Raw genomic sequence first — 24,826 nt, forward strand, 5'->3', positions numbered from 1 at the left:
GAGCATCAGCCCGCCGGGTCCGGCGCCCACGCATGCAACGCGCATCGTCCTCATACCCCCTTGGCCGGGGCGGCGGGGGGCCCCGCCCCGCCGCCCGGCCCCCCCGGGGGCGGCGGGGGGGCCCCCCCCCGGGGGCCCCCCACGCTGCGGTACGGGGTGGGGCTGGCCCCCGACCAAGATCGGGGGCGGGCCGGGTGCTCTCCGGCCGCGCGGTCCGCGAGGCTGAGGGGGTCCGCAAGTCCCGTGCGATCCACAGGAGACGCTCCGTGCTCGACCACGTGCCGACCACCGCCCGCCACCACCGGGCCGGCCCCGGCCCCGACTCTGACCCCGGCCCCGACCTTGACCACTGGGTCACGCCGGAGCGGTCCGGCCCTCCGCGTCGACGCACCCGGGCCGCCGGCCGGCCCGCAGTGCGCCGCGGCCTCACGGCGCTCGTGGGCGCCGTCCTCGCGGTGACCTGCGCGCTGCCCGCCGCCGCGGCCCAGACCCCGACAGGTCGGGCGCACGGCGACGACCACCACACCACCCAGCAGGCCATGGACGAGGTCGTCGCTGCCGGCGTGCCCGGCATGGTGGCGCGGTCCAGCGGCGCCCGCGGGACGTGGGCCGGCCACTCCGGCGTGGCCGACCTGCACACTGGTGCCCCGCGCCAGGCCGACGAGCGCTACCGCGTCGGCTCCATCACCAAGACGTTCATCGCCACGGTGGTGCTCCAACTGGAGGGCGAGGGGCGGCTCGACCTCGACGACACCGTGGACCACTGGCTGCCCGGAGTGGTCAGCGGCAACGGCCACGACGGCACCCGGATCAAGCTGCGCCAGTTGCTCAACCACACCAGCGGCATCTACAGCTACACGGACGACCCCGAGTTCATGCGGCTGGAGTTCAGTACGGACTTCCTCCAGCACCGGTACGACACCTGGACGCCCGAGCGCATCGCCGCCCTCGCCATGTCCCACCCGCCGTACTTCGACCCCGGCGCCGGCTGGCACTACTCCGACACCAACTACGTACTCGCCGGCATGATCATCGAGCGGGTCACCGGCCGCCCCTACGCTCGCGAGGTCGAGCGGCGCATCCTGCGCCCGCTGCACCTGGACGCCACCACCCTGCCGGGCACCTCGGCCACCATGCCGCAGCCAAGCGCCCGGGCGTACTCCCAGCTCACCGGCAAACTCGGCGGGCAGGGCGCGCCGGGCAGCCCGGTCTACGACGTGACCTCGTTCAACCCGTCGCCGGCGGACGCGGCCGGCGAAGCCATCAGCACCGCGGGCGACCTCAACAAGTTCTACCGGGCCCTGCTCTCGGGCCGGCTGCTGAAGCCCGAACAGCTCACGGAGATGACGACTACGGTCTCCATCAGCCCCGGATCGCCGTACTCCTACGGGCTCGGCCTGATGAAGCAACAGACCTCGTGCGGCGCACTGTGGGGCCACAGCGGCAGCATCCAGGGCTCCATCTCACACACGCGGGCCACCGCACACGGCGAGCACGCGCTGTCCTTCAACGTCAACAGCGACTGGCTGGGCTCCTACGACCAGATCTTCGAGGCCGAGTTCTGCGGGAAGTGAGCCTGCTGGGGGCGCATGCCGGTGCCGAGCTTGGGTGGTGTCTTGCCCCGGAGCGGTGCCTGGCTCGGGTGGCGCCGGCCGTGGTGGTGCCTTGCTCTGGGGTGATGCCTGGCCTCGGCGGTGTCGGCACGGTGTTCTGCCCCCGGTGTCGCCGCCCCCGATAGCGCCCGCCCCGGTGCTGCCCAGCCGCAATGAGTGGGCCCGGCCCGGGCTGGCGACCGTGCACCGTGCGTGCACCGTCGCCCGCCCGGGCCGTATCAGCGGCGGTTGCCGGCGGCGCCGAAGGCGAGGCCGACGGCGCCCAGCACGGCCGCGATCCACAGCGGGGCCGTGAGCCCCCAGCCGGCCGACAGCGCCCCGCCCGCCAACAGCGGGCCCCCCGCGTTGCCGATGTTGAACGCGGAGATGTTCGCCGCCGACGCCAGATCGCCCGCGCCGTCCGCGCTCGCCAACACCCGGGTCTGGAGCGGCGGGATGACGGCGGCACCGACCAGGCCGAAGAGGAGGAAGCCGAGCACCGCGGCGGGCTTGCTGTGCACGGCGGCGAGCAGCAGCAGCGAGGCCACCACCAGCCCGACCAGCGCCCCGTACAGCGTCGGCAGCAGGGCCCGGTCGGCGAGCCGGCCGGCCAGCGGCGTCCCCACCACCATGCCGAGCCCGATCAGCACCAGTACCAGCGGCACGGTGCGCTCGGCGAACCCGGTCACGTCGGTCAGCAGCGGGGCGATGTAGGTGAGCACGGTCAGGAACGGGGCCCAGCCGAAGGCCGTGGCCGCCAGCGCCAACCACACCCGGCCACGCCGGAACACCGTCAGCCTGCTCCGCAGATCGCTGCCCGCGGTGACCGGAACCAGCGGTACGAGCAGCGCGAGCGCCACCAGCAACACCACGCCGAGGCCGGTGACTGCCCAGAACGTGGACCGCCACCCCCACGCCTGCCCCAGCGCCGTACCGCCCGGCACACCCACCACATTGGCCAGGCTCAGCCCCATGAAGACCATGGCGATGGCACTCGCCTTGCGCTCGGGCGCCACGACGTCGGCGGCGACCACCGCGGCGATGCCCACGTACGCCCCACCCGCCAGCGCCGACAGCACCCTGCCCACCAGCAGCACCTCGAAGCCGGGAGCCAGCGCGCTGAGCAGGCTGCCCACGACGAACAGGCCGGCGAGCCACAGCAGCATCCGCTTGCGGGGCACCCGCGCGCCCAGCACGGTCAGCAGCGGGGCGCCCACCACCATGCCCGCCGCGTACCCCGAGACCAGCAGCCCGGCCGTGGTCAGCGACACGTCGAAGCCGGCGGCCACCTCCGGCAGCAGGCCGGCGATGACGACCTCCGTGGTGCCGACGGCGAACGCCCCGAGCGCCAGGGCGAGGAGCGCGGCGGCGGGACGCTCGCGGCGGGCGGGCGGTGGTGCCGTGGCACTCGACGTCGGCGGCGGCCCGGTGGGCGCGGCCTCGGCCCCAGCCCCGGCCGCGGTCAGGTCCGGAGCGGGGCCCGGAGGCAGGGAAGCCGATGCCGGGGGAGTGGGAGGGGAGGCGGGGCCGGGCCCATCGGCGCGGGCCGGCGCTGGTGCGGCGATGCAAACAGGATCGTGTGTCACGCCCTCCAGACTTGCCGCCGACCGGCGCCGCAACAGCCCGTACCTGCGCAACGACCGGTAAGCCTGACTTACCGATCGTGCAGCGCCGCGATCAGGCCGCAGCGACCACTTGCTCCGCCGTCTCGACGAAGGCCCGCACCCGGGCGGTGTCCCCGCCGGCCCGCCAGACCAGCCCGTACTCGAACGGTTCGGCGTCGTCGAAGGGCACGTACGCCACCCCGCGCGGTGCGTACGTGCGGGCCACGTCCGCGGCCACCGGCGTGATGCCCTGCCCCGCCCCGACCATGGCGAGCGTCTCCTGCAACGTCGCCGCCGACCTGCCGCGCCGCACCGGCTGACCGGTGGGGGTGAGCGCCGGGGCCAGATGCTCCTGCCAGTACCCGGGTACGTCCCCGAGGCAGGCGAAGACGCGGTCCCTGGCCAGGTCCTCCACGGAGACCGTCGCCCGGCGGGCCAGCGGGTGGTTGGTCGCCACGGCCAGCATCCTGGGTAGCCGCAGCACGACCGGGCCGCACTCCAAATCGGGCTCCAGCACCGGGAGTTGGGTGACCAACAGCTCCACCCGGCCGGACCGCAGCGGCCCGAACATGTCCTTGATCTGCGTCTCGTGGATGTGCACCTCCGTGCCCGGATGCCGACCGGCGAGGGCGCGTACCACGTCCATCACGAACTCGCCGGCGGCCGTGCCCAGATAGCCGACCGCAAGCACCCCGTCGACCCCGCGCGCCGCGGCCCGCGCCTGCTCCACGGCCGCGGTGATGCGCCGGTAGCCGGGGGCCACCTCGGCGTGCAGCCGCTGCCCCAGCGGCGTCAGCCGGACGCTGCGGCTGGTGCGCTCGAACAGCGGGGCGCCGATGCGCCGCTCCAACCCCGTGATGGTCTGGCTGATCCTGGCCCGCGACACATGGAGCCGCTCGGCCGTGCGGCCGAAGTGCAACTCCTCCGCCAGCACGATCAGCGCCTCGATCTCCAACCGCTCCAACATCCGCCCGCCCCCACTACCCGCCGTGCCCCGCCGGCCCGATCGCCAGCCGCGCCGTGATCGTCTTCGGCCGCTGGTACTCGTGCAGCGCCAGCACGCTCAGGTCCGTGCCGTGCCCCGACGCGCCCCGGCCGCCGTGCGGGAGCTCCGCCGTCTGCACCAGATGACAGTTGAGCCACGCCTCGCCCGCGTTCAGCCGACCCGCCACCGCAAGCCCCACCGCCACGTCCCGGGTCCACACGCTGGCCGCCAACGCCTGCGGCACCCCGTCGGCCAGCGCCAGGGCCGCATCGATGTCGGGCGCGGCCTGCACGGTGAGCAGCGGGCCGAACACCTCCTCCAGCACCGCCGGGTCATCGTCCGGCAGATCGGCCAGCACCCGGGCCGCGCGCCACAGCCCACCCTCCTCGCCCGGCCCCGGCGCCACCTTCGCCACGGCGCTGTGCCCGGCCGCCGACGTGGTGACGATCCGGTCGAAGCGGGCCACCTGGTCGGCGTTGTTGAGCGGCCCGAAGTCCCGCCCGGCCAGCCGCTGCGCCATCGCCTGCGACAGCCGCTCCACCACCCGCCCGTAGTCCTCCTGCAACGCGATCACCCGGGCCGGCGCCGCACAGCTCTGCCCCGCGTTGTACGTACAGGCCGCGGCCAACTGCTCCCAGGTGTCCTCCGGGGCGTCGGGCAGCACCAGCGCGGGGGCGTTGCCGCCGAGTTCGAGGCTGACCCGGCGGGTGCCGGCGCGGGCCGCCACATCGCGGCCGGCCGCTCCGCTGCCGGTGAACGCCACCATGTCCACGTCGGCGGCCACCAACAGCCGGCCGGTCGTCCGGTCGCCCGGCAGCGCCGCCAGCACACCGGGGCCCAGCGCCTCGGCGGCGTGCTCCGCCAGCAGCTCAAGCGAGTCGGGCGTGGACTCCGCGGGCTTGACCACCACCGTGTTCCCCGCCGCCAGGGCCGGCGCGCACCGCCAGGCCGCCATCAGCAGCGGGTAGTTCCACGGCACGATCACCCCCACCACACCCATCGGCTCCCACCGCACCCAACTCTCGTGCCCGGCGACCAACCGGCCGGCCGCCGGCGCTAGTTGGGCCCGTACGGCCGAGGCGTAGAACCGCAGCAGATCGACCACCTGCGCCACCTCCCCGGCGGCCTCGTCCACCGGCTTGCCCGTCCCCGCGCACTCCCGCTGCGCATAGGCGTCGGCCTGCTCGGCGACGAGCGCGGCCAGGTGCTCCAGGCGCTGCGACCGCTCCCGCGGGGTCAGCCCGCCCCAGCCCGGCCGGGCCGCCCGCGCGGCGGCGACGGCCTCCGCCACCTCGCCCTCGCGCCCCGCGTCCGCAGTGCCGCGCACCCGACCGGTGCGCGGATCGAGCAGCGGAACGGAGGCCGAACCGCGTGTCGAGGTGTCCATGCCCACATCCTCCTGATGGTGGTGTCATTGCTGGTGGCGGCCCTGTCGCCGGGCCCGCAGTGCCGGCCGGCGGGGTGGCTGGCGTGCGCCTCACAGGTCGTACGAGCGCAGCCACAGTTCGAGGGTGAGGACCAGCCACAGCTTGCCGCCCTGTCGCGGCAGCAGGGTGCCCTCGCCGCGCAGCCAGGTGCGGATCGTCTCCGGCTGGAACAGCCCGCGCTGCCGCGCCGCCCGCCCCAGCAACAGGTCGTGGCCGAGGTCCCGCAGCGGACCGCTGAGCCACTGCTGCACCGGCACCCGCATCCCGCTCTTGGGCCGGTCGACGACGGTCGCCGGCAACAGGTCCCGCACCGCCTCCTTGAGCACCCACTTCTCCACCGTGCCGCGCAGTTTGAACGCCGGCGGCGTGGCGAAGGCGTGGTCGATGACGCGCCGGTCGAACAGCGGCGAGCGCCCCTGCAACCCCTGGGAGGCGGTCAGCCGCTCCACCTTGGTGAGGATGTGGTGGGCGCCCTTGGTGCGCAGATTGCAGTGCAACAACTGGTTGAGCAGGTACCGCATCCGGTCCGGGGCCATCAGGTACGGGGCGACGAACCGCTGGGGCTCAGGGGCGTCGGCCAACGCGCGCAGCGCCTCCGGCGTCAGCAGCCGCGGCAGGTCGGTCCAGCACTTGCGGTACGAGCGCAGATAGGCGGTGGCGCGGTCCTCGCCCGTCCCCGCCGGGTCCCGGTGCATCTCGTCGACCAGCATCGGCAGGTTCTTCGGCCCGCCGAAGACCGGGTCGCCGCCCTCGCCGTTGAGCACCACCCGCAGCCCGTCCCCGGCGACCGCCTCGGCCAGCAGCAGATTGGGCACGGTCAGCGGATCGCCTACCGGACTGTCCAACAGCGCCGCCGCGTCCGCCAGCCGCGCGGCGACCGCGTCCCCCGAGACGGTCAGCACCCGGTGCCGGGTGTGGCAGTGGGCGGCGACCAGACCCGAGTAACCCAACTCGTGCGGGAGCTCGTCGCCGAAGCTGATCGAGTACGTGTGGACCGGGTGCCCGTGCGCCTTCGCGGCCAGCGCCGTCACCAGCGAACTGTCGATCCCGCCGGAGAGCAGCACCGCCACCGCCTCCGCGGCGGGCAGCCGCCGGGCCGTGGCCTCCTCAAGCGCCGCGCGCAGCGTGAGCACGGCCTCCGCCGGGTCCTCGGGCACCGGCTCCGCGATCTGCTCCCGTGGCTCCCAGTACACCCGCTCGGTGTGCGTACCGTCGGCCGCGAGCCGCAGCACCCGACCGGGCAGCACCTCGTGCACGCCGCGCAGCAGCGTCTCGTCGCCGGGCAGGTAGGCGAAGGTGAGGAACGAGCGGACGGCCGCCAGGTGCAGCCCGGTGCCCAGGGCCGGCCAGCGGCGCAGCGCCCGCAGCGAACTCGACGCAGCCCAACAGCCCGCCGCCCGGGCGTAGAAGAGCGTACGGGCCCCGACGTGGTCCCGGATCAGCAGCAGGTCCCGGCCGTCCGCGACCGCCAGCGCGAACATGCCGTCGGCCAGCGCGATGCCGGCCTCCCCGAGCACCGCCCAGCAGCGCAGCAGCAACTCCCCGTCCGTGCAGTGCGCGGGGACCGCCGCGCCCGCGCCGGTGAGCGCGGCCAGGAGCTCGGCCCGGTTGTGCACCGTGACCTCGCCGACCCCGGTCAGCCCGCGCGCGGCGAACGGGCCGCTCGCGTGCCCCGGCTCGCCCGTGACCAGGCCGAGGCTGGCGGTGGGGCCGGCGGCGGGGTCGGGGTGCGCGGGCCCGGCGGTGTCCGACGCCGCAACCGGCCCCGGGCGCGCGCCCGCGCGGGGCTCCGCGCCGTTGCCCCAGACGGCCCCCATGGCGGTCAGGTGGGCCCGGGCCTCCCCGGCATCCGGGGCCAGCGCGGCGCACAGGCGCGCCATGGACGACTCCTCTCGTTTGAACTGAAGTCTCGCCTTGAAGTGACGGAAGTGGCGAAGTGCTGATGTAGGGCAGTGCCGAAGTGTGGAGGGCAGAGCCGGGACGGGGCTGACGGCGGAATCGGCGGCAGGGTGGGAGGCGGGGCGGGAGGCAGGACCGGCAACAGGGGCGGGGCCGGGAGCGGGGACGGACCCGAAGGCGGCAGACGGGTGGCCGGGCCACCGGCCCCGGGCCCGTACCGACGGTGTGGCCCGGCCGAACAGCACCGGCCGCAGCGTCGGCTCAGCCGAAGTCGTCGTCGGCCCAGCCGCCGTCGTCCGCGTCCCAGCTCCCTTCCCAGCCCTCGTCCTCGCCACCGCCCGTGTCCCCGCTTCCGCTGCCGCCCTGAGCGGACTGGGCGGCCTGCTGTTGGCGCAGCGCCTCCTCCTCGGCCGGCGTCAGGCTCACCGGCGGGAACTGCGCGGCGGTGATGGCCAGGGTGGCCACGCCCAGCGCGCCGAGCACGGCGCCGGTGCGGCCACCGAAGGAGGTCCGGTTGATCAGGACGCGCTCGCCACGGCCCCACAGGGTGCGGCCGTAACCGATGTCCCGGCCGTAGCTGACCGTCCCGTCCGCGGCGACGCGCTTGATGATGCCCTCGCCCAACAACTCGTCCGTGCCCGCGGCCTCGCGGTCGGGGGGCCCCGGCCCCCCCCCCCCCCGGCCCCCGCGGCCCCCCCCCCCCCCGGGGCCCCCCCCCCAACCCCCGCCCGGCCCCGCGGCCCCCGGGGGGGGGGGCCCCGCCCCCCCCGCCCCCCGTGCCCCGTCGACGCCACTCCTGCCGGCCGTCCTCGTAGCGGCGGTGCACACTGCCGTCGGCGAGCAGCTCGTCCGTATAGCCGATCTCACGTGGCCGGTTCATCGTCTGTGGTCCTCGGGTGTGCGGTGGGCGGGCAACTGGCTGCCCCGGGTGGTGCGGTACGCCGACGGCCTCACGACGTCGGCCAGGTCATGAAGCCGGCCGCCCGCAGGTCACGCAGCTCGGTCAGGACCGACTGCCGAGGCGCTCGCGGCCCGCGCGTCAGGCGCAGCACCGCCCGCAGCAGCCGGTCCGGCGGTACGGCGGCGACCTGCGTGAACCGGCCCCGGGCCAGCCACGCCACCTCGTGCGGACGCAGGCCCCTGGGCAGCGGAGCCGGTCGCGGCAGGGGGCTGCGGGCGCGCCCCGACGCCAGGTGCAGCGCGGTGGCGTGCCGCGGCGCCAACCCCAGCGACACCACCCGTACCCCCGGGACCTCCGCCACGGCGGCCCGCAGCTCGCCGGGGAGGGCGCGCCCGGCCGGACTCGCGTCGGGCAGCACATGGACGGTCGCACCCCCGGCCCGCGCCAGCCCGGCCAGCAGGCGCGGGTCGAGCGGCCGGCACTCCGCGGCCGACAGCACGGGGCCGGCCGCCTCCAGGTGCACGTGGTTGGCCACCAACATGCGGGCGATGGAAAGGTCCTGGCAGACCAGCAGCCGCGGCAGCCCGTAGTCGTACAGATCGGGCTCCCGGGCCGGGCCGGCCGCGGGCCCGGCGGACTCCAACGACGCGGCGTCCAACAGCCCGGGCACCGGCGCGGTGCGCGCGGCCAGCGCCCGGGTGAAGACCGGCAGCCGCAAGGCGGGGCCCGGGGAGCGGGGGATGCGACGCAGCCCGGGCGGCACCGGCCGCAGCACCCGGCAGGTCGCGTAGTAGAGCTGCCGCTCGGTGAAGCGGATGCCGCCGGGGTCGCCGGCGCGCCGGGCGGCCACCGTGATCGCCCGGTCGACGAGCTGCGCCGCGAGGCCGCCGGCCAGCGGCGCCCGGCCGACACGCCGCCCACCACCGGGGCGGGCCTGCGAGCCCAGTGCGGTCATGCTGAATCGCCTTCCTGTGTCGTAGGACCGGCCTGCGCCGGCCAGCTCATGAAGCCGGTGTCGGCGAGTTCCTGACGGCGTGCCCGTTCCCGGCGGCCGAGCGCCACCGCCCGCCGCACCGCGTGTTCGACGACGGCCTCCAGCCGCGCCGGCGGCACCGCCGCCAGCGGCGAGTACCAGCCGTCGGCCAACCAGGTCGCCAACTCCCCGTCCATCCCGACCTCGGAGCGCAACTGCCGAGCGCTGACCTCGGTGGGCTTCACCAGCCGGACGAGTTGCCGGCCGTGGGCGACCCGGGCCGACAGGCCGGCGTCGATGACCACCCGGTCGGGCAGCGCCTCCCGCACCACGGCCACGCGCAGGACGTCCGTCGCGCTCGCGTCGTGCAGCACGATCACCGGCACGTCCGGAGGCAGGTCGTCCAGGGTGGTGGCCAGGTGTACCGCGAGCCGCTGCACGATCCCGTTGGCGGTGAGGAAGACGGACACCGCCCGGCCAGGGCTGAGGAGCACGGCCACCGGTTCGGTCGGTACGTGAGCCGGGTCGGCGTACTCCCGCTCGTCGATGATCCCCGGCGGCAGCCCCTCGTACTGCTTCACCCAATGGTCGGTGAGCAGCCTGCGGAACGTGTACTCGTCGGGCGTGATGTCGGCTTTCGGCGGAATCCTGGGATGGTCGTCGTCCCGTCGGTGCGCCGCCCAGCGCAGCAGCATCGCGGACACCAGCAGGTGGGGCCAGTAGCTGACGGCGGGCGGGAAGGGAACCAGGAAGGCGACCGCGACGAGCCCCGCGGACAGGGGCAGGGCCACCAGCCAGCCGGTGACGGTACGGGTGTGGCGGGCCTCGATCCAGCCCCGGTACGGGTTGGCCGAGCGGGCCAGGTACCAGAACTGGTGCAGCGTCACCTGGAGCCGCCCGTCCTGCGTGACCTCCTTCGCCCGCCGCAGGATGCGCAGGTCGTGCATGCCCTTGCCGTGCAGCCTGGGGTCGAGGGCGAACGGCTCCCGGCAGCGCGCGCACGTGCCGCCCGTCCGTTCTCTGAACCTGATGCTGACCTTGCAGTGCGGGCAGATCATGGCCCCGCCGCGGTGGGCCAGGTCAGGAAGCCGATGGTGGCGGCCTGCTGCCGCGGGGGGGCCGCGGGCCGGCCCGCCTGCTCGGCGATCCGCTCCACGACGCTGAGCAGGCGCGCGGGCGGTACCGCGACCAGCGGGAACGTCCACCCCTTGCGCAGCCACTTGAGCTCGTCGGGGGTGTACTGGCCGCTCGCGGTGAGCTCGTCCATCGTCGCCCGGTCGGGCTTGGACTCGCGCAGCGGCACCGCGTTCGGCAGGGCCCGCACCGTGCGCAGCGGCAGCCCCGCGTCGATCACGTGCCGCCCCGGCAGGGCCGCCCGGGTGCGCGGAGGGGCGACCAGCCCGTGCGCGCTCGCGTCGTGCAGCACGATCACCGGCCCGCTCGGCAGTACGTCGCCGACCTCGCGCGCGAGGTGGACGCCGTACCGCAGGCGCAGGTCGGCGGCGCCGAGGAAGGCGGCGATGGACGGGTCGGAACACAGCAGCGTGGTCCGCGGTTCACCGGCCGGGAACGGCCCCGGCGTCGGATGGCTCCGGTCGTCGACCACCCCGCGCGGCAGCTCGCCGTACACGTCCCGCCAGGGGTCGAGCACCATCTTCCAGAAGTCCGCGCGCGGCATGTCCGGCTTGCCCCGACCGAACCCGAGCGCCGCGGCCACCAGGTAGCTCACGGCCACCGCGAGCAGGACGGAACCGAGGACGAGCATGAAGGTGGCCGCGGCGAGGCCGATGCAGATGACGACGATGCCGGCGAACAGGGGCACGCCGAAGCAACCCCACTCGATGCCCTGGTCCCGCAGCGAACGGCGGGAGAGCGCGTACCACAGTTGGCCGGGCGCGCACGGCAGCCGCCCCTCGTCCGTGAGCTTCCCGAGGACCCGGCGGATGCGCAGGTCGTGCAGTCTGAGCAGATTGGTCTTGGGATCGAGCGCATAGCGCTGGTGGCAGGTGCTACAGGTGTTGTGGGGCCGCTCCTTGCGCAGCAGTGAGGTCTCACAGCGCGGACAGATCATCGCGGCCCCTCCAGCACGTTCGCGAGGGTGCGCAGCCGGGCGGCCAGGCGCTCGCGCACCGTCGTGCTGCTCGTGCCGCGCAGCCGCTGGACGCCCTCGATGTCGCGCAGGGCCGCGGCGAGCGCAGCGAAGTCGGTGCTGGTGCCGGTAGTCGTGTCGGTGCTGGTACGGGTGCCAGCGCCGATGCGGGGGACGGTGGTCAGCGCCGTACCGCCGTGCGCGGGCACAGCCGAACGCCGCTCGGCCTCGGCCGCGGTGATCGCGTAGTCCTCGTGGTCGATGCCGTAGCCGGTGTTGGCGGCCAGGATGGTCAGCGGCTCCCCACTGCGGTTGCCGAACGAGTGGGGCATCATCTCCGGGATGCGGATCATCATGCCGGGCACCAGCGGCACCTCGGTGACCTCGGCGCGGTCCGCGTCGTAGAGGCCGCAACTGGCGTGGCCGAGGCTGAGGACGAAGTGTTCGCCCCCGTGCGCGTGGGGGGTGAAGGCGCTGCGCGGCCCGACGACACCGAGTTTGACCGTCGCGTTGGACGGCCGCTCCGGCGAGGTCGCCGCGTCCCCGACCAGGTAGTGCGCGAACTGGCCGTCGTCGATGAAGCGCAGGAACTCCCGCTCGGGCCCGAGTTCACGCGCCCCGTCCCGGTCGGCGAAGAGGATGCTGCCACCGGGTTGGAGCCCGTACAGCTCGACACCGGCCGGCAGCCGCCCCGCCAGTCGCCTCAGTTGCCGGGGCCCCCCGGCCCCGAGCGTGTGCACCGCATCAGCCGACGACGCATCACCGCGCGGCATGCTGGACATCCAACCCCCCGTGTCCCGTGTCCACCCTCGTGCATCGTAAGGCGCTGATCGGCGACAGCGGGAGCCTGTGGACGGATTGGTCCCTGACAGGCACCAAACCTCGGCTGAATGCCCGCTCATGGTCACGCCCGTGGGCGCTTTGACCTGGCGGAATACGCCACTCCACGGCCCTCGGCGAGCGGATGGCCCGCCTCCGCGGTCGGGCGGTCGGGCGGCTGGCGGTTGGGTGGTCGGGCCGGGACAACCCGGCGTCAGGGGCGGCGGTGGGTGACGCACGGACCGCCCGCGACCCGCGGCCGGCGACTGCACAACGTGACGTGAGCTCAGCGCATTGTCAGTGGCGCGTGGTCTGATGGTGGAGCGCGGGTAGATCGGCGTACGTCGACCGCCGTGCGACAGGCGTGCGCGCGGCGGACCGGCCGCGGAGGTGAGGCCGGCGGCGCGCCGATGGGAGGGGGAGGAGTACGGGGATGGCGAGGGTCGACTTAGAGACGGCGAGGGGCTTGTGCGCCGGGGTGCGCAGACCGGGGCCCGCGGGGCGGAGCGACCCCCGGTTGCGGTGGGGTGCGGGTGGGACGGCGCCCCGGCGCGACGGCCGGACGTGGGGGGCGGGGAGTGTCGGCGGGGCGTGGGTGTGTGCAGGGGCAGGACATCGGTCCCGACCGCCGGTCCGGCCTCCGCGTGCGTGTGACCTTCGGACGGGGCTGTTTCGTACGGGGCTGTGGGGTGGGGTCCGATGAGCCGCCGCCCTACGCGCAGGACGGCGCGCCGCTCGCCGTACGGCGCGGCCTCCCGCCGGGTCAGGCGCCCGGCGCGGGGCCGCCGGCCCGCGGGCGGGCGGCGCAACGGTGTGGCTTCACGGCGGCTGAAGTCCCAACTGATCGCCGTGGGCGTCGGGTTCGTCGTGCTGATCACCCTCGTCCAGTGGCTGCTGGCGCACTGGTGGGCGCTGCTCGCGCTGGTCGGCGTCGCGGCCGTCGCGGGGTGGGTCGGTTACGGGTGGCTCAAGCAGCGCGCCGCCTGGGAGCGGGCGCGGGCCGGCGGGTTGCGGCTGAGCCTGGCGGAGCTCGATGCGCTGCACCACAGTGAGTTCGAGGTCGCCGTGCGCGACCTCATGCGCAGGGACGGCTGTCGGGCCGAGCGGATAGGTGGCGCGGGGGACGACGCCTGTGACGTCAAGGCTGTCGATCCGGCTGGCCGGGTCTGGGCGATCCAGTGCAAGCACCGCAGGGACGGCGAGCGCGGCTCGGCCGTCGGGGTGGGAGTGTTGCAGCAGGTCAACGGCACCGCACGGCAGGTGCACGGGGCGGATGTGGCGGTCGTGCTGACCAACGGCCGGTTCTCCGCCCCCGCCATACCCTGGGGCCGGGCACAGCAGATCCATCTGGTCGACCGCCACTTGCTGGGCGCTTGGGCCGCGGGTTCCCGCCCGCTGTGGGAACTGGTGGCCCCGATCCCTCCACCACGCCGCCCCACTCCTTCGCCATGATTCGGTGGAGTGGTGCGGCGCGCCTGACGGTGGCACGGCATGGCGCGGCGGGCGGGGTGTGGCGCGGCGGGGGCGTGGCTGTGACGGCGACAGCGGGGGTGCGGACGCGTGGGGGCGCGGAGGTGTCGGGGTGTCTCGGGGCTTGGGGTGGGAGGTCGCTGGGGTGCTCGCCTCCGATGGCGGGCCGGCCGACTCCCGCGCGGCGCCGGCGAAGCCAGGCGAGCATGTGGGCGCCTACCCCGGCGCGAAGCAGCCTGCCGGCGCCCCCACCCCACGACGCACACCCATGGACCTTCAGGCGGTGATCACCCTGGCCACTGAAAAGCAACTAGCCGTCTAGAAAAGGAAGTTGGGGAGAGTGCGGGTTGCGCGACGTGTCTCGTGGTCGGTGCGCTGCGCGGTACGGTGCCGGCGCGAGAGAAACACAGAAGCCTCCTTCCGGTGCTGTACCCGCCTGGCGCGTCGCCCGCCACACCCGGAGGTGGCGGCGCACCGAACGACGGTGGTGCCGGGGCCAGGGCCGGGCGGGGCCCGGGCGGCACCAGGGCCCGGGGCCAGAGAGGCAGACATGACGCAGGACCGCGAGAACCCGTCCCCACTCGACCCCTCGATCGCCCACCCGGCGCGGGTCTACGACTACATACTCGGCGCCACCACCCACTCCGCGGCCGCCGGGGCGGCCGGACGTGCGATGCGCGAGGTGTGGCCCTCGCTCCCCCTGTCGATGCGGCAGAACCGTGCCTTCATGCACCGGGCCGTCACCCACCTGGCGCACGCCGAGGGCATCCGCCAGTACCTGGACATCGGCACCGGCATCCCCACCCGACCCAGCCTGCACGAGGTGGCCCAGGGCATCGCACCGGAGAGCCGGGTCGTCTACGTGGACAACGATCCGACCGTGCTGACCCACGCCAGGCCCCTCTTACGGGGCGGCGCGCAGGGCGGCACCAGCTTCCTGCGGGCCGACCTCCGCGACCCCGCCGGCATCATCGCCTCGCCCGAGGTGCGCGCCACCCTCGACCTCTCCAGGCCGACGGCGCTGAGCGTGATCGCCGTCGTCCCGTTCCTGAAGGACGCCGACGACCCGTACGGCACCGTGCGGCGGCTGGTGGACGCGCTGCCCAGCGGCAGCTTCCTCGCCCTGACCACCGCGACCGGGGATTCGGCACCGCGGCAGATGACGGCCGTGGCGCAGGAGTACGCCCGGCGCGGCATGACGCTGCGGCTGCGGTCGTACGAGCGCACCTGCGCGTTCTTCGCCGGCCTCGACCTGCTCGACCCCGGCGTGGTGCTGGTGCACCACTGGCGTCCCGGCGACGCACAGCGCGACGTGCCCGACCACGGGGTCGCGATGTACGGCGGGGTGGCGCGCAAGCCCTGACCGAGAGCCCCGCGCCGGCTCGCGGGAGCGCGCCGAACCGGGCCGGCCCGCCGGAGCCGGCCCGTCCCAACAGCTCAGCCGGCCGTGCCCCGTGCGGTCTCCGTGTTGTCGATGTCGCCCTTGATCTGGTCGTACACCAGCGAGATCCGGGTGCCCCAGTTCGGGCAGCCGCCGAGGTGGTGCAGGGCGATGACCTTGTGTGAGGAACCGGCCAGGACGGGGGAGCCGGAGTTGCCGCCCGAGGTGTCACACCGGTAGCCGGTGTTCACGCCGGACGACACGACGTCGATCTTGCAGGTGGCGCCGGACGCGGACTCCTCGTACAGGGAAAGCCGCTTGGGCTTGGTGTCGCCGTGGCCCGGGATGTAGATGCGCTCGCCGGCCCTGGGGGTGCGCGGGTCGAGGTAGAGCGTGCCGAACTGCTGGATGCTCTCGAAGCTGTTGACGCTGAACAGCGCGTAGTCGAGTTCGTTCAACCCGCTCAGCCTGATCAGTTGTTGGCCGCTCACCTTGGTGCCGGGGCGCGGGTTGTTGCCCCCGCAGGTCGCGCACTGGTAGTCGAACTGGAACTCGCTGGCACGCAGGTCGGCCGCGTTCTCCAGGCAGTGCTGGTTGGTGAGCATGCGGTTGGTGTTGCCCACTCGCCAGGCCGTGCAGTGGCCGACGCCGCGCAGGAGTTGGCGGGCGACGGCGTTGCCGCGCGCGTACTCCACCGGGTGGCTGGTCTGGTAGCAGGCCACGTCCCGGCGGGCGTCGCCGCCGCACACGCTGCGCGACCCCGGCTGCTTGGCGGCGCGCTCGGTGGCGGTGTACCCGCGGAAGTACCGGTCGATCTCGACGCCGTAGCCGCGCCGCGCGAGCCGGTCGGCGTCCCTGGCCCCGCGCGCGTGGAGGGTGACCACCGCCGTGTCGCCGTCGATGGAGAGCGCGGCGAACCCGGGGCCGCCGTGCTCGGTGTAGTCCGAGCCGCGGCTGCGGTCCGCGTAGTAGGTGTGCACCTCGCGCCGGTCGGGCGAGGCGACGGTCACCCGGTCGCCAGCGACGAGCTTGAGCGCGGCGAAGTGCACCTTGACGTACGAGGAGCCGGGCGAGCGTATCTCCGTACGCCAGGAGTGGCCGGTGGCGCCGTAGCGCAGGGTCAGATCGGTGGCCGTGGCGGTCCCGGCCGGCGTGGCTGCCGGCGCGGCCGGTGCTGGCGTCGCGGGAACGGTTGCGGCTGCGGTTGGGGGAGCGGGGGCCACGGCCGGGACGGTGGCTGCCGGCGCCGCGTCGGGGCGTGCCGCGGCTGCCGGTGCGGAGCCGGGCCCGAAGCCGGCGGCCAGCAACCCGGCAACGGCGACCGCGAGGCCGCCGATGCGGCCCCCTCGCCTGACGGCTCGTCTGATGGGCGGCATCACACACACTCCTTCGGGGGGAAAGCGGGTGTCGGGCGGGCGCAGGCCGTCGCGTTCCCGCAGGGGCCGTGCTTCGCCGCTGCGGAGCCTGGCACGACCGTCCCGGCCGGAGAACTCCCAACTGGCCATAACATCCCGTCAGTTAGACCCCACCGGGGCGGCATCTTGCACGGACTGCGGCTGCCCTGTCTCCGCCGCTGGTTCGCGCACGCTCCGGCTCGTACGACCGGTACGGCTCCGGCCCGAACGCCCCGTACGGAGGAGGCCGCGGCGAGGTGGGGGAGCCCCGCGGGAGCGGTGAGGGCGGGCCATGGGTAGAGGCTGGTGTGACGGCTGGTCGCCGTCAGAGGGTGGTCATTTGCGCCGGAGTTGTGGCTGCCCGTCCCCCTATGATTCGAGCATGCGTGCTAACTGGGTGGGGGCGGCTTGCGCGGCGGGGCTGGTGCTGTGGTTCGGCTGGGGACTGGCGGGGCTGGTGGCCACGGAATGCGATCCGCATCCCCGGGCGGGAGGGTGTGCCATCCCCGACAGCGGCTGGAAGTACTTCGCGGGCGTTGTCATCGCGCCGTGGCCGCTCGGGGTGCTGGCCAAGTTCGGCGCCTACCGGAGGGACTGGCGGCCGGCGCTGGGTTACTCGGCCGGTGCGATCGCCGGGGCCGCCGTCACCCTGTCCATGGGAACCTCCACCGGCCACTGGATCGTCGTGGCTGTGCTGCTGACCGTTGGCGCCCTGGTGCCTTGGTGCGCGTGGCGCCATACGGATGCGGCCCGAGAGGCGAGACGCCTGGAGCGCAGCCGTCGGCTCCGGGACGAGCGGCGGGAACGCTCACGGGCCCGCAGGGCGGAACGGCGCTGTGAACGGCGCCGCCGCCAACAGAACACCGGTGTGTGACTGGCCATCGCCTGGTGCGCCTCCCGCCCAGCCGGCGAGTTGGGGCTGTGTAGGCGGGAGGTCTCGGGCATGGCCCGGTGTACGTGGCCTTGAGTCGACGGGCGTGGTGCAGCCCGATGCCTGGGCACCCGCCGTTGGCGATCGTGTGGCAGCGGGCGGGCGCCGGTCAGGTGGGCGTCAGGGAGACGGGCGCCGGCCGGGTGGGCACCGGATGGGGGCAGGCACCGGCCGGGTGGGCACCGGATGGGGGCAGGCACCGGCCGGGTGGGCACCGGATGGGGGCAGGCGCCGGCCGGGTGGGCGTCAGGGGGGGCGGGCGCCAGCCGGGTCGGCCTCGCAAGCTCGCGGCGTAGTGCCGCCACCTGCGCCCAGACAGACCCCCCGACCGGGTGGGTATCGGGCGTGTCGGACGCCGTCCGCCCCCCTTGGCGGTAATTGGTCTGTACCTCAGCCGTGCGAAGCAGCAGTCTCTTTGACAAATACATGTCACACCCACCTCAGGTGTCGAAAGGTCCCCACCATGTCCCCACACCGCTCGGAGCGCCCCCTCCGCAGCGACTCAGGTTCCGGCTTCGGACGCCGTTCCTTCGTCGGATCGCTCGGTGCCGGCGTGCTGGGCGCCGCCGTGCTGGGCAGCGGAGCCGCTGCCGCGCAGGCCGCGCCGGCGCCGTTCCCCGGTCGCCGCGGCGCCGCCGAACTGCGGCCCGCCTTCCTCGGCACGTACGGCAGCGGAATCATCACCTGCACCTATGACACCGCGACCGGCGCGCTCACGAAGAAGAGCACGTTCGCCGCGGTGACCGACCCCTCCTTCCTGGCGCTCGCGCCCTCAGGGAAGGTGCTCTACGCGCTGGACAACGCCCGGCGCGAGGGTGCCGTACGGGCCTTCGCCATCGGTGCCGGAGGGAGGCTGACCGCGCTCGGCCAGGCCCAGTCCACCGGCGGCGCCAACGTCACCCACCTCTCGGTGCACCCGAGCGGGCGCTACGTGCTGAGCGCCAACTACGGCGCCGGCAGCGTCGCCGCGAACGTCGTCAACAGCGACGGCAGCGTGGGCGCCCGCACCTCCGTGGTGCAACACGTCGGCTCCGGACCCGACCCGAGCCGGCAGGAGGGGCCGCACGCCCACCAGATCCTCACGGACCCCAAGGGCGCCTTCGTCTTCGCCGTCGACCTGGGCACCGACAAGGTGTACACCTACCGGCTCGACAACGGCGTGCTGCGCCCGGTGTCCGAGGTCAAGTCGGTGCCCGGCGCCGGGCCCCGGCACATGGTGTTCCACCCGACGGCCCCGTACGCGTACGTGGCCAACGAGTTGGACAGCACCATCACGGTGTGCCCGTACAACCCGGCCACCGGCGTGCTGACCCGCGGCGCCAGCCAGCCGACGCTGCCCGACGGCACCAACCCGGGCACCCGCAACTACCCGTCCGAGGTGGTCGTCTCGCCCGACGGGCGGTTCGTCTACCTGTCCAACCGCGGGCACGAGAGCATCGCGCGGTTCGCCGTCGCCGACGGCGGGGCCACCCTGCGGCTGCTGGACACCATCAAGTGCGGCGGCTCCTGGCCACGGCACATCAGCCTGTCGCCCCGGGGGAACCTGCTGTTCTCCGGCAACCAGTACGGCAACACGGTCGGCACCTTCACGGTCGACACCGCGACGGGCGCACTCGCCGCGTCCGGCGCCCCGTTCAACACCGTCTCCCTCGGGTGCGTCCTCCCGATCTAAGTGCACAGCGGCCCCACCGCACCCCCGCCCGCCCCGGCCCACCACCCCCGCAACACGTGGGCCGGGGCGGAGCGCCGCCTTTGCGCGGCAGTCACGCGGCGAGCTGGGTGAACTGGCCGTTGTACGGGGCCGCTGGCTGTCGTGCGGGCCGCCAGACGTCGTACGGCTCATCGGCGGACGGTGCGGCGGGCGAGGTCGTGGGCGAGGCCGTGGACGGGGGCGCGGGTCACAGGCTGGCGAGCAAGTCGTCCAAGGGAGCGGGGAGCCGGTCGGGAGGGAGGGCCTGGACGAGGGCTCGCCCGTAATGGATCTTGCGCCCCTTCTTCGTGCCCAGGAAGCGCCGCAACTGTGCCTGTGGGCTACGACCCTGCTGCGCCGGCTGGCGGAGGAAGGTGTGCAGGGACCGCAGATCGCCCTGCGCCCCGATCAGCTCCGCCACCCGGTCCACGCCGAGTGCGCGGATGAGCTCGTCCTCCAGATCCGCATCACAGACGAAGAAGTCCCGTCCCGCCGCGCCGGCCCGCTCCAGGCCGCGGTCGTAGAAGCCGCGCTCCGCGACGTCGCACAGTCCGGTCAGCCGCAGACCGAGACCGGGTGGCCCGAGGAGTTGCGTGAAGCGCCCGACGCTCATCGCGCCGCCCATCGACAGCACGCAGACCCCCTCGGCCGCCAGGTTTCGGCCACGACCGTCGGCCGCCGCGCTGACGGCAGCGGCGTCGCTCGGCCCTTCGAGCAGTACGACGGTCCGTACCGCGAGCCGCCCGGCCAACTCGCGTGCCAGGTCACCGGGGCCGCCGGCCGCCCAGGCGGTGACCGCACCCCGGAACCTCTCCATCTCCACCATGGGAGGAGTCTCGGCCTTCACCGGCCCGTAGGACAGGGATTTTCCGCCGCCCCGCCCCGCCCCTGTGCCCCGGCGGACACGCCCGTCGCCCGCCACCGCCGCCCCTGCCCCGTGCCCCCTGCCGTGCCGGCGGACCGCCGGGAGCAGCGGACCGCCGCGCCGGGGGGAGAAGATCCTGACCGTCACCGTGCGGGTCGGTTCCGGTCGCGCCGAGGCGGGCTGTGCCGTGGTAGGGCGGGACGGGTCGACAGGCCAGCGGGGCGCCGGCCCCGCCCCGTACCCGCCGCCCTCGCGCGCGGGTGCGCGCGATCGGGTGCGGGAGGGGTGGGGGCCGGCGCCCCGCCGTTCGTGCTCGGGCCGCGCCCCCGACGTGTCGCTCCGGGCGCGGTGTGGTGCGGATGGCCCCGGGTCAGCGGATGTCGACGTCCACGCAGGCGTAGAACGCGTTGGCGGTGTCGGCGATGTTCCACACCGCGAGCACCTTCTGCTTGCCGGAGAACTGGCCGAAGTTGACCTGGTGGTTCACGACCGAACCCGGCTGGGCACCGTGGTCGTTGAACTCGGCGACCTTGGTGCCACCCACGTAGTACTGCCAGGTGCTGGTGGAGTGGCGGGCCGTCAGCCGCCAGCTAAAGCTGGTGGAGCGGCTGACGGGGGTGACCTTCCAGCCCTTGGCGTCGTTGTCGAGCTCGGAGAACCGGCCGTTGCCGCCGCTGCAACTCCGAAGGCCCTTGCGGCCTTCCACGCTCTGCGGCTCGTACTTGATGGGGCCGCAGGCGACCGTGCCGGCCGCGCACTGGGCCTGGCGGCTCGGGGGCGAGGAGATGTAGCCGTGGGCGCTGGCCGAGTTGGCGGGAAGGCAGACGGCCAGCAGCGGTGCTACGGCCGCGCCGAGGGTGACGGCGAGCTTCTTCTTACCGTTCATGTCGGCTCCTTGGGTGGGGGCCTGCCCGGAGGCAGGTATTGGCCGCAGGCGGTGTGGGGTGCGGGTGGTGCGGACGGCGACCTGGCGTGGGGCGCGGGGCGTCGGCGTCCTGTGGGGGCAGCCCACACCGCCTCTTGGTCTAGACCATACTGATTGTCGGGACACGGTCAAGAGTTTGTTCGTAACGAACTCTTCCCGTGCGCGCCACGTTGCCGTACGTGACTGACGAATCGTCAGATGCCGGCCTGTGGCGCCCTCCAGGGCGGGGCAGCCGTTCACCCGGGCCGGGTCCGAGCCCGGCTGGCCGCGGCGGCGCAGGGCGCGGGGCGACAGCCGTCGGGCACGTGCGGCGCGTACGGCGCGTACGCGATCGTCGGATGTGCACGGGGCGTGCGGTGGTGCGCGGGGTGTACGGGAGGGGCGGGGAAAGGGTGATGCCCGGCAGGCGACCGCCTGCCGGGCATCAGGGTGCGGGAGGTGCGGGATCAGCAGGCGCCGAGGTCCTGCCAGACGCCCCACTCGCCGGTGGTGCCGGGCTCCTCGCCCGTCGTCCACCACTTGGCCTTCCAGGTGTGGCCCTTGTGCGAGACCTGCTGGCCGCCGGTGTAGACGGTGCCGGAGGACCACGGGGTGGCCGAGCACTGGCCGCCGTTGTCGCCGACGACGGTCAGCGTGTACGCGGCGGAGTGGCTGGTGTCGCCGGCCTTGCCGGTGACGTTGATCGTGTACGTGCCCGACTTCACCTCAGGGGCTGCGGTGAAGGTGAGCGTGGCGGAGCCGCCAGCCGTCACGGAACGCGGGCTGAGCGAGGTGGCGATGCCCTTGGGCGCGCCGCTGACGCTCAGGTCGACCGTCTGCGCCTCGCCGGCGGTCACGGCGGTCTTCACCGTGGTGGTGGCGGTGCTACCGGCGTTGACCGAACCCGAGCCGGGCGTGGTGGACACCGAGAAGTCGTTCTTCGGCGGGGTGGTGTTGCCGCTGGTGAACGGGGCGAAGATGCGGCTGAAGTCCCAGGTGTTCTGCTCGATGCCGGAGCAGTTGTCGCGGGCGCCGCCGCCGGGGCAGCTACCGTTGTCACGCTGGAGGGCCCACATCGACAGCGTGTTGATGTTCTTGGCGACCGCCCAGTTGTACACCGACTTGGCGTTGGCCAGGGTGAAGGTCTCGGCCGGCCCGAAGTCGTCCACGCCCGGCATCTCGGTGACGCCGATCATGCCCCAGAGCTGCGCGTCCGTCTTGCCCGGGAAGATCTGGTTGAGCTGGTCGTGCAGACCCTGGGCCGCGGTCTCGGTGTCCTTGGCCATGTCGTGCTGGGCGTTGTCGTAGTAGTCGAACGTCATGATGTTCGCCACGTCCACGCGCGTCCCGTTGCTGGCCGCGTTGCGCAGCAGCCCGAGACCGCCCTCGGACAGCCCCCGCGTGGTGGTCGGCAGGGTGTAGGACACCTCGAACTTGCGGTTGTTCTGCGCCGCCCAGTCCTGGACCTTTTTGATGGCCTTGTTGCGGCGGTCGACGCTGGCGGTGTTGTCCAGCGCGTTGACCTCGATGTCCATGTCGAGGCGCGTGATGTCGTAGGTGGTGATCACCTTCTGGTACACCGCGGCGATCTTGTCGACGTCGGTGCAGCTCTCGGCGATCTCGGTGCCGGTGGTGCCGGCCGTGTAGCCGCCGAAGGACGGGATGACGTCGCCGCCCCGGCCCTGGATCGTCTTGATGTCGGCACCGAAGGTGGCGGGCGAGATCGGCATGCTCGTGCTGCCGTTCCAGTACGCCGTACACGAACCCTTGGCCTCCGTCTGGAGGAACGCCATCGTCAGGTGCTTCACGCCGGCCTGCTCGGCCATGGCCGCCGGGCTTTCGCCGGTCCAGGCTTCGAAGTAGGGCGCGAACACGCGGGAGGGGAGAGGGGTTTCCGCCTGGGCGGTGCCACTGCCGACCATGGTCAGGCCCGTTGCGACCACAGCGGTGACGGTCGCGGCCATGGCCGCGCGGAGCGAGCGCGTGCGTCTCATGTTCATCCAAGCTGAGTGAGAAGGGGACCGCCGGAATTGCCGGGTGCGCAGCGGTTGGGGGTTATGGAATATCCCCGCAGTCATAGGCATGTCAATGGTCTGAACCAAGATAGGACTAGACCAATTGCCGTTGTCATTTTCCCGCTGACTGCCGTCCCCTTTCGGTGACTTGTGGGCCGCGGGTCCACCGCTGGGGCCGCACGGGCCTGTGCTGACGGGACCGGTGGGGGCGTCGTGGGTACGGAGCCGGGTGTGCTCGCGGCGGCCGGACGGCGCCGCTCACCCGCCGAAATCGCTCCGAACCACCGCCCCGGACTTGGTGAAGCCCTTACCTGGCCACCGGCCCCTTCGATGATGGTCTGTCAGGTACGGGCGGTCCCGGGCCGACCGCCCGGGCGTGGCCGTGCGGTCGTCGGGTGGGTTGGCGCGTGGTGCGGTGCGTGGTACGGCCACGGGTTGGTCCGCGGACGGCTGGATGGGGGAGGGGAGCGGGGTGACGGCCGTTCCGGGCGGGCCCGTCGGAGATCAGGCCCCGACGCGCCGGGGCGCAACGTCAAGCACAAAACCCGCCGTTGTCGATCGCGACGATGGCCGTCACGGTGGTGGCGGGGAGGGCCGTCCGCGGGCCGGCGCCGGTACGGCGCGGGTGACGCGGTGTGGTCAGGACGGCCGGCGCCCGGTTCCGGACCGTCGGCCGCCAGTCCCCGTACGGATGGTCGCGGTGCCCGCGATCAGGTCCACCGTCGTGCGGTGCGGAGGCGCCCCGTCCTCCTCGTCGTCCCGCAACACCAGCGACGACTGCCGCTCCTTGAGCTCGTGCTGCTTCCCGGCCGAGAAGGTGGCGTGCAACTGCTCGAACCCGGTTGCCGATATCTGCCCCTGTCGGGCGCTGTTGCGCCAGGGCGAGAGCCCGGCCCGCCCCGCGCGGAGCAGCAGTTGATCGACGAGCGCGACCGCGGTGAGCGCGATGACCAACCCCGGCAGCGTCATGAAGACGACGAATCCCATAGCGGCAGTATCCGCCTCCGGGCACCGGCCCGCCCCCGTCGTGCACCGGCCCGGCCCAGCGCTGGGGGAACCTGGCTCCCGCCAGAGGGGCGGAGCCGGGCGGCGGACCGGGAGGGAGCGGCCGGTAGGCGGGCCCGTGCTCCGCGACCCGTGGGCGCGCATCCCGCGCCCGGCCGTGGGAACGCCAGTCGACCGCCTCCAGCGGAGCCCTCCGTTCACCGCCGGCCGAAGAACTCCACCTCGGCGACGGCGACGTGATGCCCCTCCTCACCCTTGCCCCCGGTCCCGTACGCCGTGTCGAGGGTGAGGCGCACGCGTACGACGTCGGAGCCGCGGACGTCGAAGGTCTGCTGGCCGGGCTGGTCCTTGAGGCTGATCCCCTTCGTCGAGCGGTCGCCGTCCTTGTCGGTGAGGGTGACCGTGAGTTCGGCGGGGCGGGCCTGGGTGAGGAATTCGTCCTGGTTCTGGGAGCGGCCCGCGATGACGAGCAGCTTGCGCAGCCGTACCGGCTTGTCGAACGTGGCCTCCAGGTATTCGCCGGTGGCCTGGCCGGTTGGCCCGGGCGCCCAGTAGCGGTTGCTGAACCCGTCGAAGGCGGCGCTCGCCGGGTGCCGTTCGGCCGCGCTCGACGCACCCTTCCCGTCGGGGCGCAGCGCCTCCGGCTTGCCGGTCTGGTCCTGGGTGAAGGTGAGCGCGTCGGAGAGTTGGGAGCGGGCGACGTAGGCCGCGCCGAGCAGCACCAGCAGCGTCAGCGGCAGCGCGAGCCGCGGCCGGGGCCAGGTGCGCTGGCGGGGCCGCCGGCGGGGCGCCCGCCCCCCCGCCCCCCCCGCGGGCGGGGGGGGGGGCGCGGGGCCGGGGGGGGGGGGGGGGGAAAGGTGTGACGGATGCGGGTGAAGGGGC

Annotated in this window: 21 protein-coding genes; 6 read left to right on the forward strand and 15 right to left on the reverse strand. The window is 74.0% G+C overall.

Going from position 1 to position 24,826, the window contains the following annotated elements; translation table 11 throughout:
• Window positions 1–266 precede the first annotated feature (266 nt).
• Complete coding sequence (locus AAHZ94_RS06460; RefSeq protein ID WP_349991275.1) at window positions 267–1,574, forward strand: serine hydrolase domain-containing protein; 1,308 nt, start codon at window positions 267–269, stop codon at window positions 1,572–1,574.
• A 257-nt stretch (window positions 1,575–1,831) separates the two neighbouring features.
• Here the strand turns inward: AAHZ94_RS06460 and AAHZ94_RS06465 are convergent, their stop codons facing one another.
• From AAHZ94_RS06465 to AAHZ94_RS06505, 9 genes are all read right to left on the reverse strand, one after another.
• A complete protein-coding gene (locus AAHZ94_RS06465) occupies window positions 1,832–3,178 on the reverse strand; it encodes an MFS transporter (RefSeq protein WP_349991276.1) in 1,347 nt (448 codons plus the stop codon).
• 91 nt (window positions 3,179–3,269) lie between these two features.
• On the reverse strand, window positions 3,270–4,163 hold the full coding sequence (locus AAHZ94_RS06470) for a LysR family transcriptional regulator (RefSeq protein WP_349991278.1): 894 nt from the start codon (window positions 4,161–4,163) through the stop codon (window positions 3,270–3,272).
• A gap of 13 nt (window positions 4,164–4,176) precedes the next feature.
• A complete protein-coding gene (locus AAHZ94_RS06475; RefSeq protein WP_349991280.1) occupies window positions 4,177–5,568 on the reverse strand; it encodes an aldehyde dehydrogenase family protein in 1,392 nt (463 codons plus the stop codon).
• A 90-nt stretch (window positions 5,569–5,658) separates the two neighbouring features.
• Window positions 5,659–7,488: an asparagine synthetase B family protein gene (locus tag AAHZ94_RS06480; protein WP_349991281.1), complete on the reverse strand. Its 1,830-nt coding sequence runs from the start codon at window positions 7,486–7,488 to the stop codon at window positions 5,659–5,661.
• A 280-nt stretch (window positions 7,489–7,768) separates the two neighbouring features.
• A complete protein-coding gene (locus AAHZ94_RS06485) occupies window positions 7,769–8,374 on the reverse strand; it encodes a hypothetical protein (protein ID WP_349991282.1) in 606 nt (201 codons plus the stop codon).
• Between the two features lie 83 nt (window positions 8,375–8,457).
• Window positions 8,458–9,363, reverse strand: a complete 906-nt coding sequence (locus AAHZ94_RS06490) for a hypothetical protein (RefSeq protein ID WP_349991283.1) — start codon at window positions 9,361–9,363, stop codon at window positions 8,458–8,460.
• On the reverse strand, window positions 9,360–10,439 hold the full coding sequence (locus AAHZ94_RS06495) for an Rcat domain-containing protein (RefSeq protein WP_349991284.1): 1,080 nt from the start codon (window positions 10,437–10,439) through the stop codon (window positions 9,360–9,362). The genes AAHZ94_RS06490 and AAHZ94_RS06495 overlap by 4 nt, the downstream gene beginning before the upstream one ends.
• A complete protein-coding gene (locus AAHZ94_RS06500; protein WP_349991286.1) occupies window positions 10,436–11,452 on the reverse strand; it encodes a hypothetical protein in 1,017 nt (338 codons plus the stop codon). The genes AAHZ94_RS06495 and AAHZ94_RS06500 overlap by 4 nt, the downstream gene beginning before the upstream one ends.
• Window positions 11,449–12,252 carry a cupin domain-containing protein gene (locus AAHZ94_RS06505; RefSeq protein WP_349991287.1) on the reverse strand — a complete coding sequence of 268 codons (804 nt, stop codon included), beginning with the start codon at window positions 12,250–12,252 and terminating at the stop codon, window positions 11,449–11,451. Before AAHZ94_RS06505 ends, AAHZ94_RS06500 begins: the two co-directional genes overlap by 4 nt.
• 850 nt (window positions 12,253–13,102) lie before the next feature.
• On the opposite strand from AAHZ94_RS06505, the gene AAHZ94_RS06510 reads away from it, so the two are divergent.
• From AAHZ94_RS06510 to AAHZ94_RS06520, 3 genes are all read left to right on the forward strand, one after another.
• On the forward strand, window positions 13,103–13,741 hold the full coding sequence (locus AAHZ94_RS06510; RefSeq protein WP_349991289.1) for a restriction endonuclease: 639 nt from the start codon (window positions 13,103–13,105) through the stop codon (window positions 13,739–13,741).
• A 130-nt stretch (window positions 13,742–13,871) separates the two neighbouring features.
• Complete coding sequence (locus AAHZ94_RS06515) at window positions 13,872–14,081, forward strand: hypothetical protein (protein ID WP_349991290.1); 210 nt, start codon at window positions 13,872–13,874, stop codon at window positions 14,079–14,081.
• A gap of 228 nt (window positions 14,082–14,309) precedes the next feature.
• On the forward strand, window positions 14,310–15,122 hold the full coding sequence (locus AAHZ94_RS06520) for an SAM-dependent methyltransferase (RefSeq protein ID WP_349991291.1): 813 nt from the start codon (window positions 14,310–14,312) through the stop codon (window positions 15,120–15,122).
• Window positions 15,123–15,196: 74 nt separating this feature from the next.
• Here the strand turns inward: AAHZ94_RS06520 and AAHZ94_RS06525 are convergent, their stop codons facing one another.
• Window positions 15,197–16,516, reverse strand: coding sequence for a trypsin-like serine peptidase (locus AAHZ94_RS06525; RefSeq protein WP_349991293.1), 1,320 nt, complete (start codon window positions 16,514–16,516; stop codon window positions 15,197–15,199).
• A gap of 400 nt (window positions 16,517–16,916) precedes the next feature.
• Between AAHZ94_RS06525 and AAHZ94_RS06530 the strand changes: the two genes are divergently transcribed.
• Both AAHZ94_RS06530 and AAHZ94_RS06535 read left to right on the forward strand, forming a co-directional pair.
• Complete coding sequence (locus AAHZ94_RS06530) at window positions 16,917–17,408, forward strand: hypothetical protein (RefSeq protein ID WP_349991295.1); 492 nt, start codon at window positions 16,917–16,919, stop codon at window positions 17,406–17,408.
• A gap of 520 nt (window positions 17,409–17,928) precedes the next feature.
• Window positions 17,929–19,137: a lactonase family protein gene (locus tag AAHZ94_RS06535; RefSeq protein ID WP_349991297.1), complete on the forward strand. Its 1,209-nt coding sequence runs from the start codon at window positions 17,929–17,931 to the stop codon at window positions 19,135–19,137.
• 226 nt (window positions 19,138–19,363) lie between these two features.
• On the opposite strand, the gene AAHZ94_RS06540 is transcribed toward AAHZ94_RS06535, so the two are convergent.
• From AAHZ94_RS06540 to AAHZ94_RS06560, 5 genes are all read right to left on the reverse strand, one after another.
• A complete protein-coding gene (locus AAHZ94_RS06540) occupies window positions 19,364–19,981 on the reverse strand; it encodes a TOPRIM nucleotidyl transferase/hydrolase domain-containing protein (RefSeq protein WP_349991298.1) in 618 nt (205 codons plus the stop codon).
• A gap of 409 nt (window positions 19,982–20,390) precedes the next feature.
• Window positions 20,391–20,906, reverse strand: a complete 516-nt coding sequence (locus AAHZ94_RS06545) for a lytic polysaccharide monooxygenase auxiliary activity family 9 protein (protein ID WP_349991300.1) — start codon at window positions 20,904–20,906, stop codon at window positions 20,391–20,393.
• A 485-nt stretch (window positions 20,907–21,391) separates the two neighbouring features.
• Window positions 21,392–22,918 carry a glycosyl hydrolase family 18 protein gene (locus AAHZ94_RS06550; protein ID WP_349991302.1) on the reverse strand — a complete coding sequence of 509 codons (1,527 nt, stop codon included), beginning with the start codon at window positions 22,916–22,918 and terminating at the stop codon, window positions 21,392–21,394.
• 660 nt (window positions 22,919–23,578) lie between these two features.
• Window positions 23,579–23,926, reverse strand: a complete 348-nt coding sequence (locus AAHZ94_RS06555) for a DUF6191 domain-containing protein (RefSeq protein ID WP_349991304.1) — start codon at window positions 23,924–23,926, stop codon at window positions 23,579–23,581.
• 215 nt (window positions 23,927–24,141) lie between these two features.
• Window positions 24,142–24,826 (reverse strand): discoidin domain-containing protein (locus AAHZ94_RS06560; RefSeq protein WP_349991306.1); only part of this gene is annotated, 685 nt, incomplete at its 5' end.

It is taken from the genome of Streptomyces sp. HSW2009 (genome assembly GCF_040240285.1).
Lineage (GTDB): Bacteria > Actinomycetota > Actinomycetes > Streptomycetales > Streptomycetaceae > Streptomyces.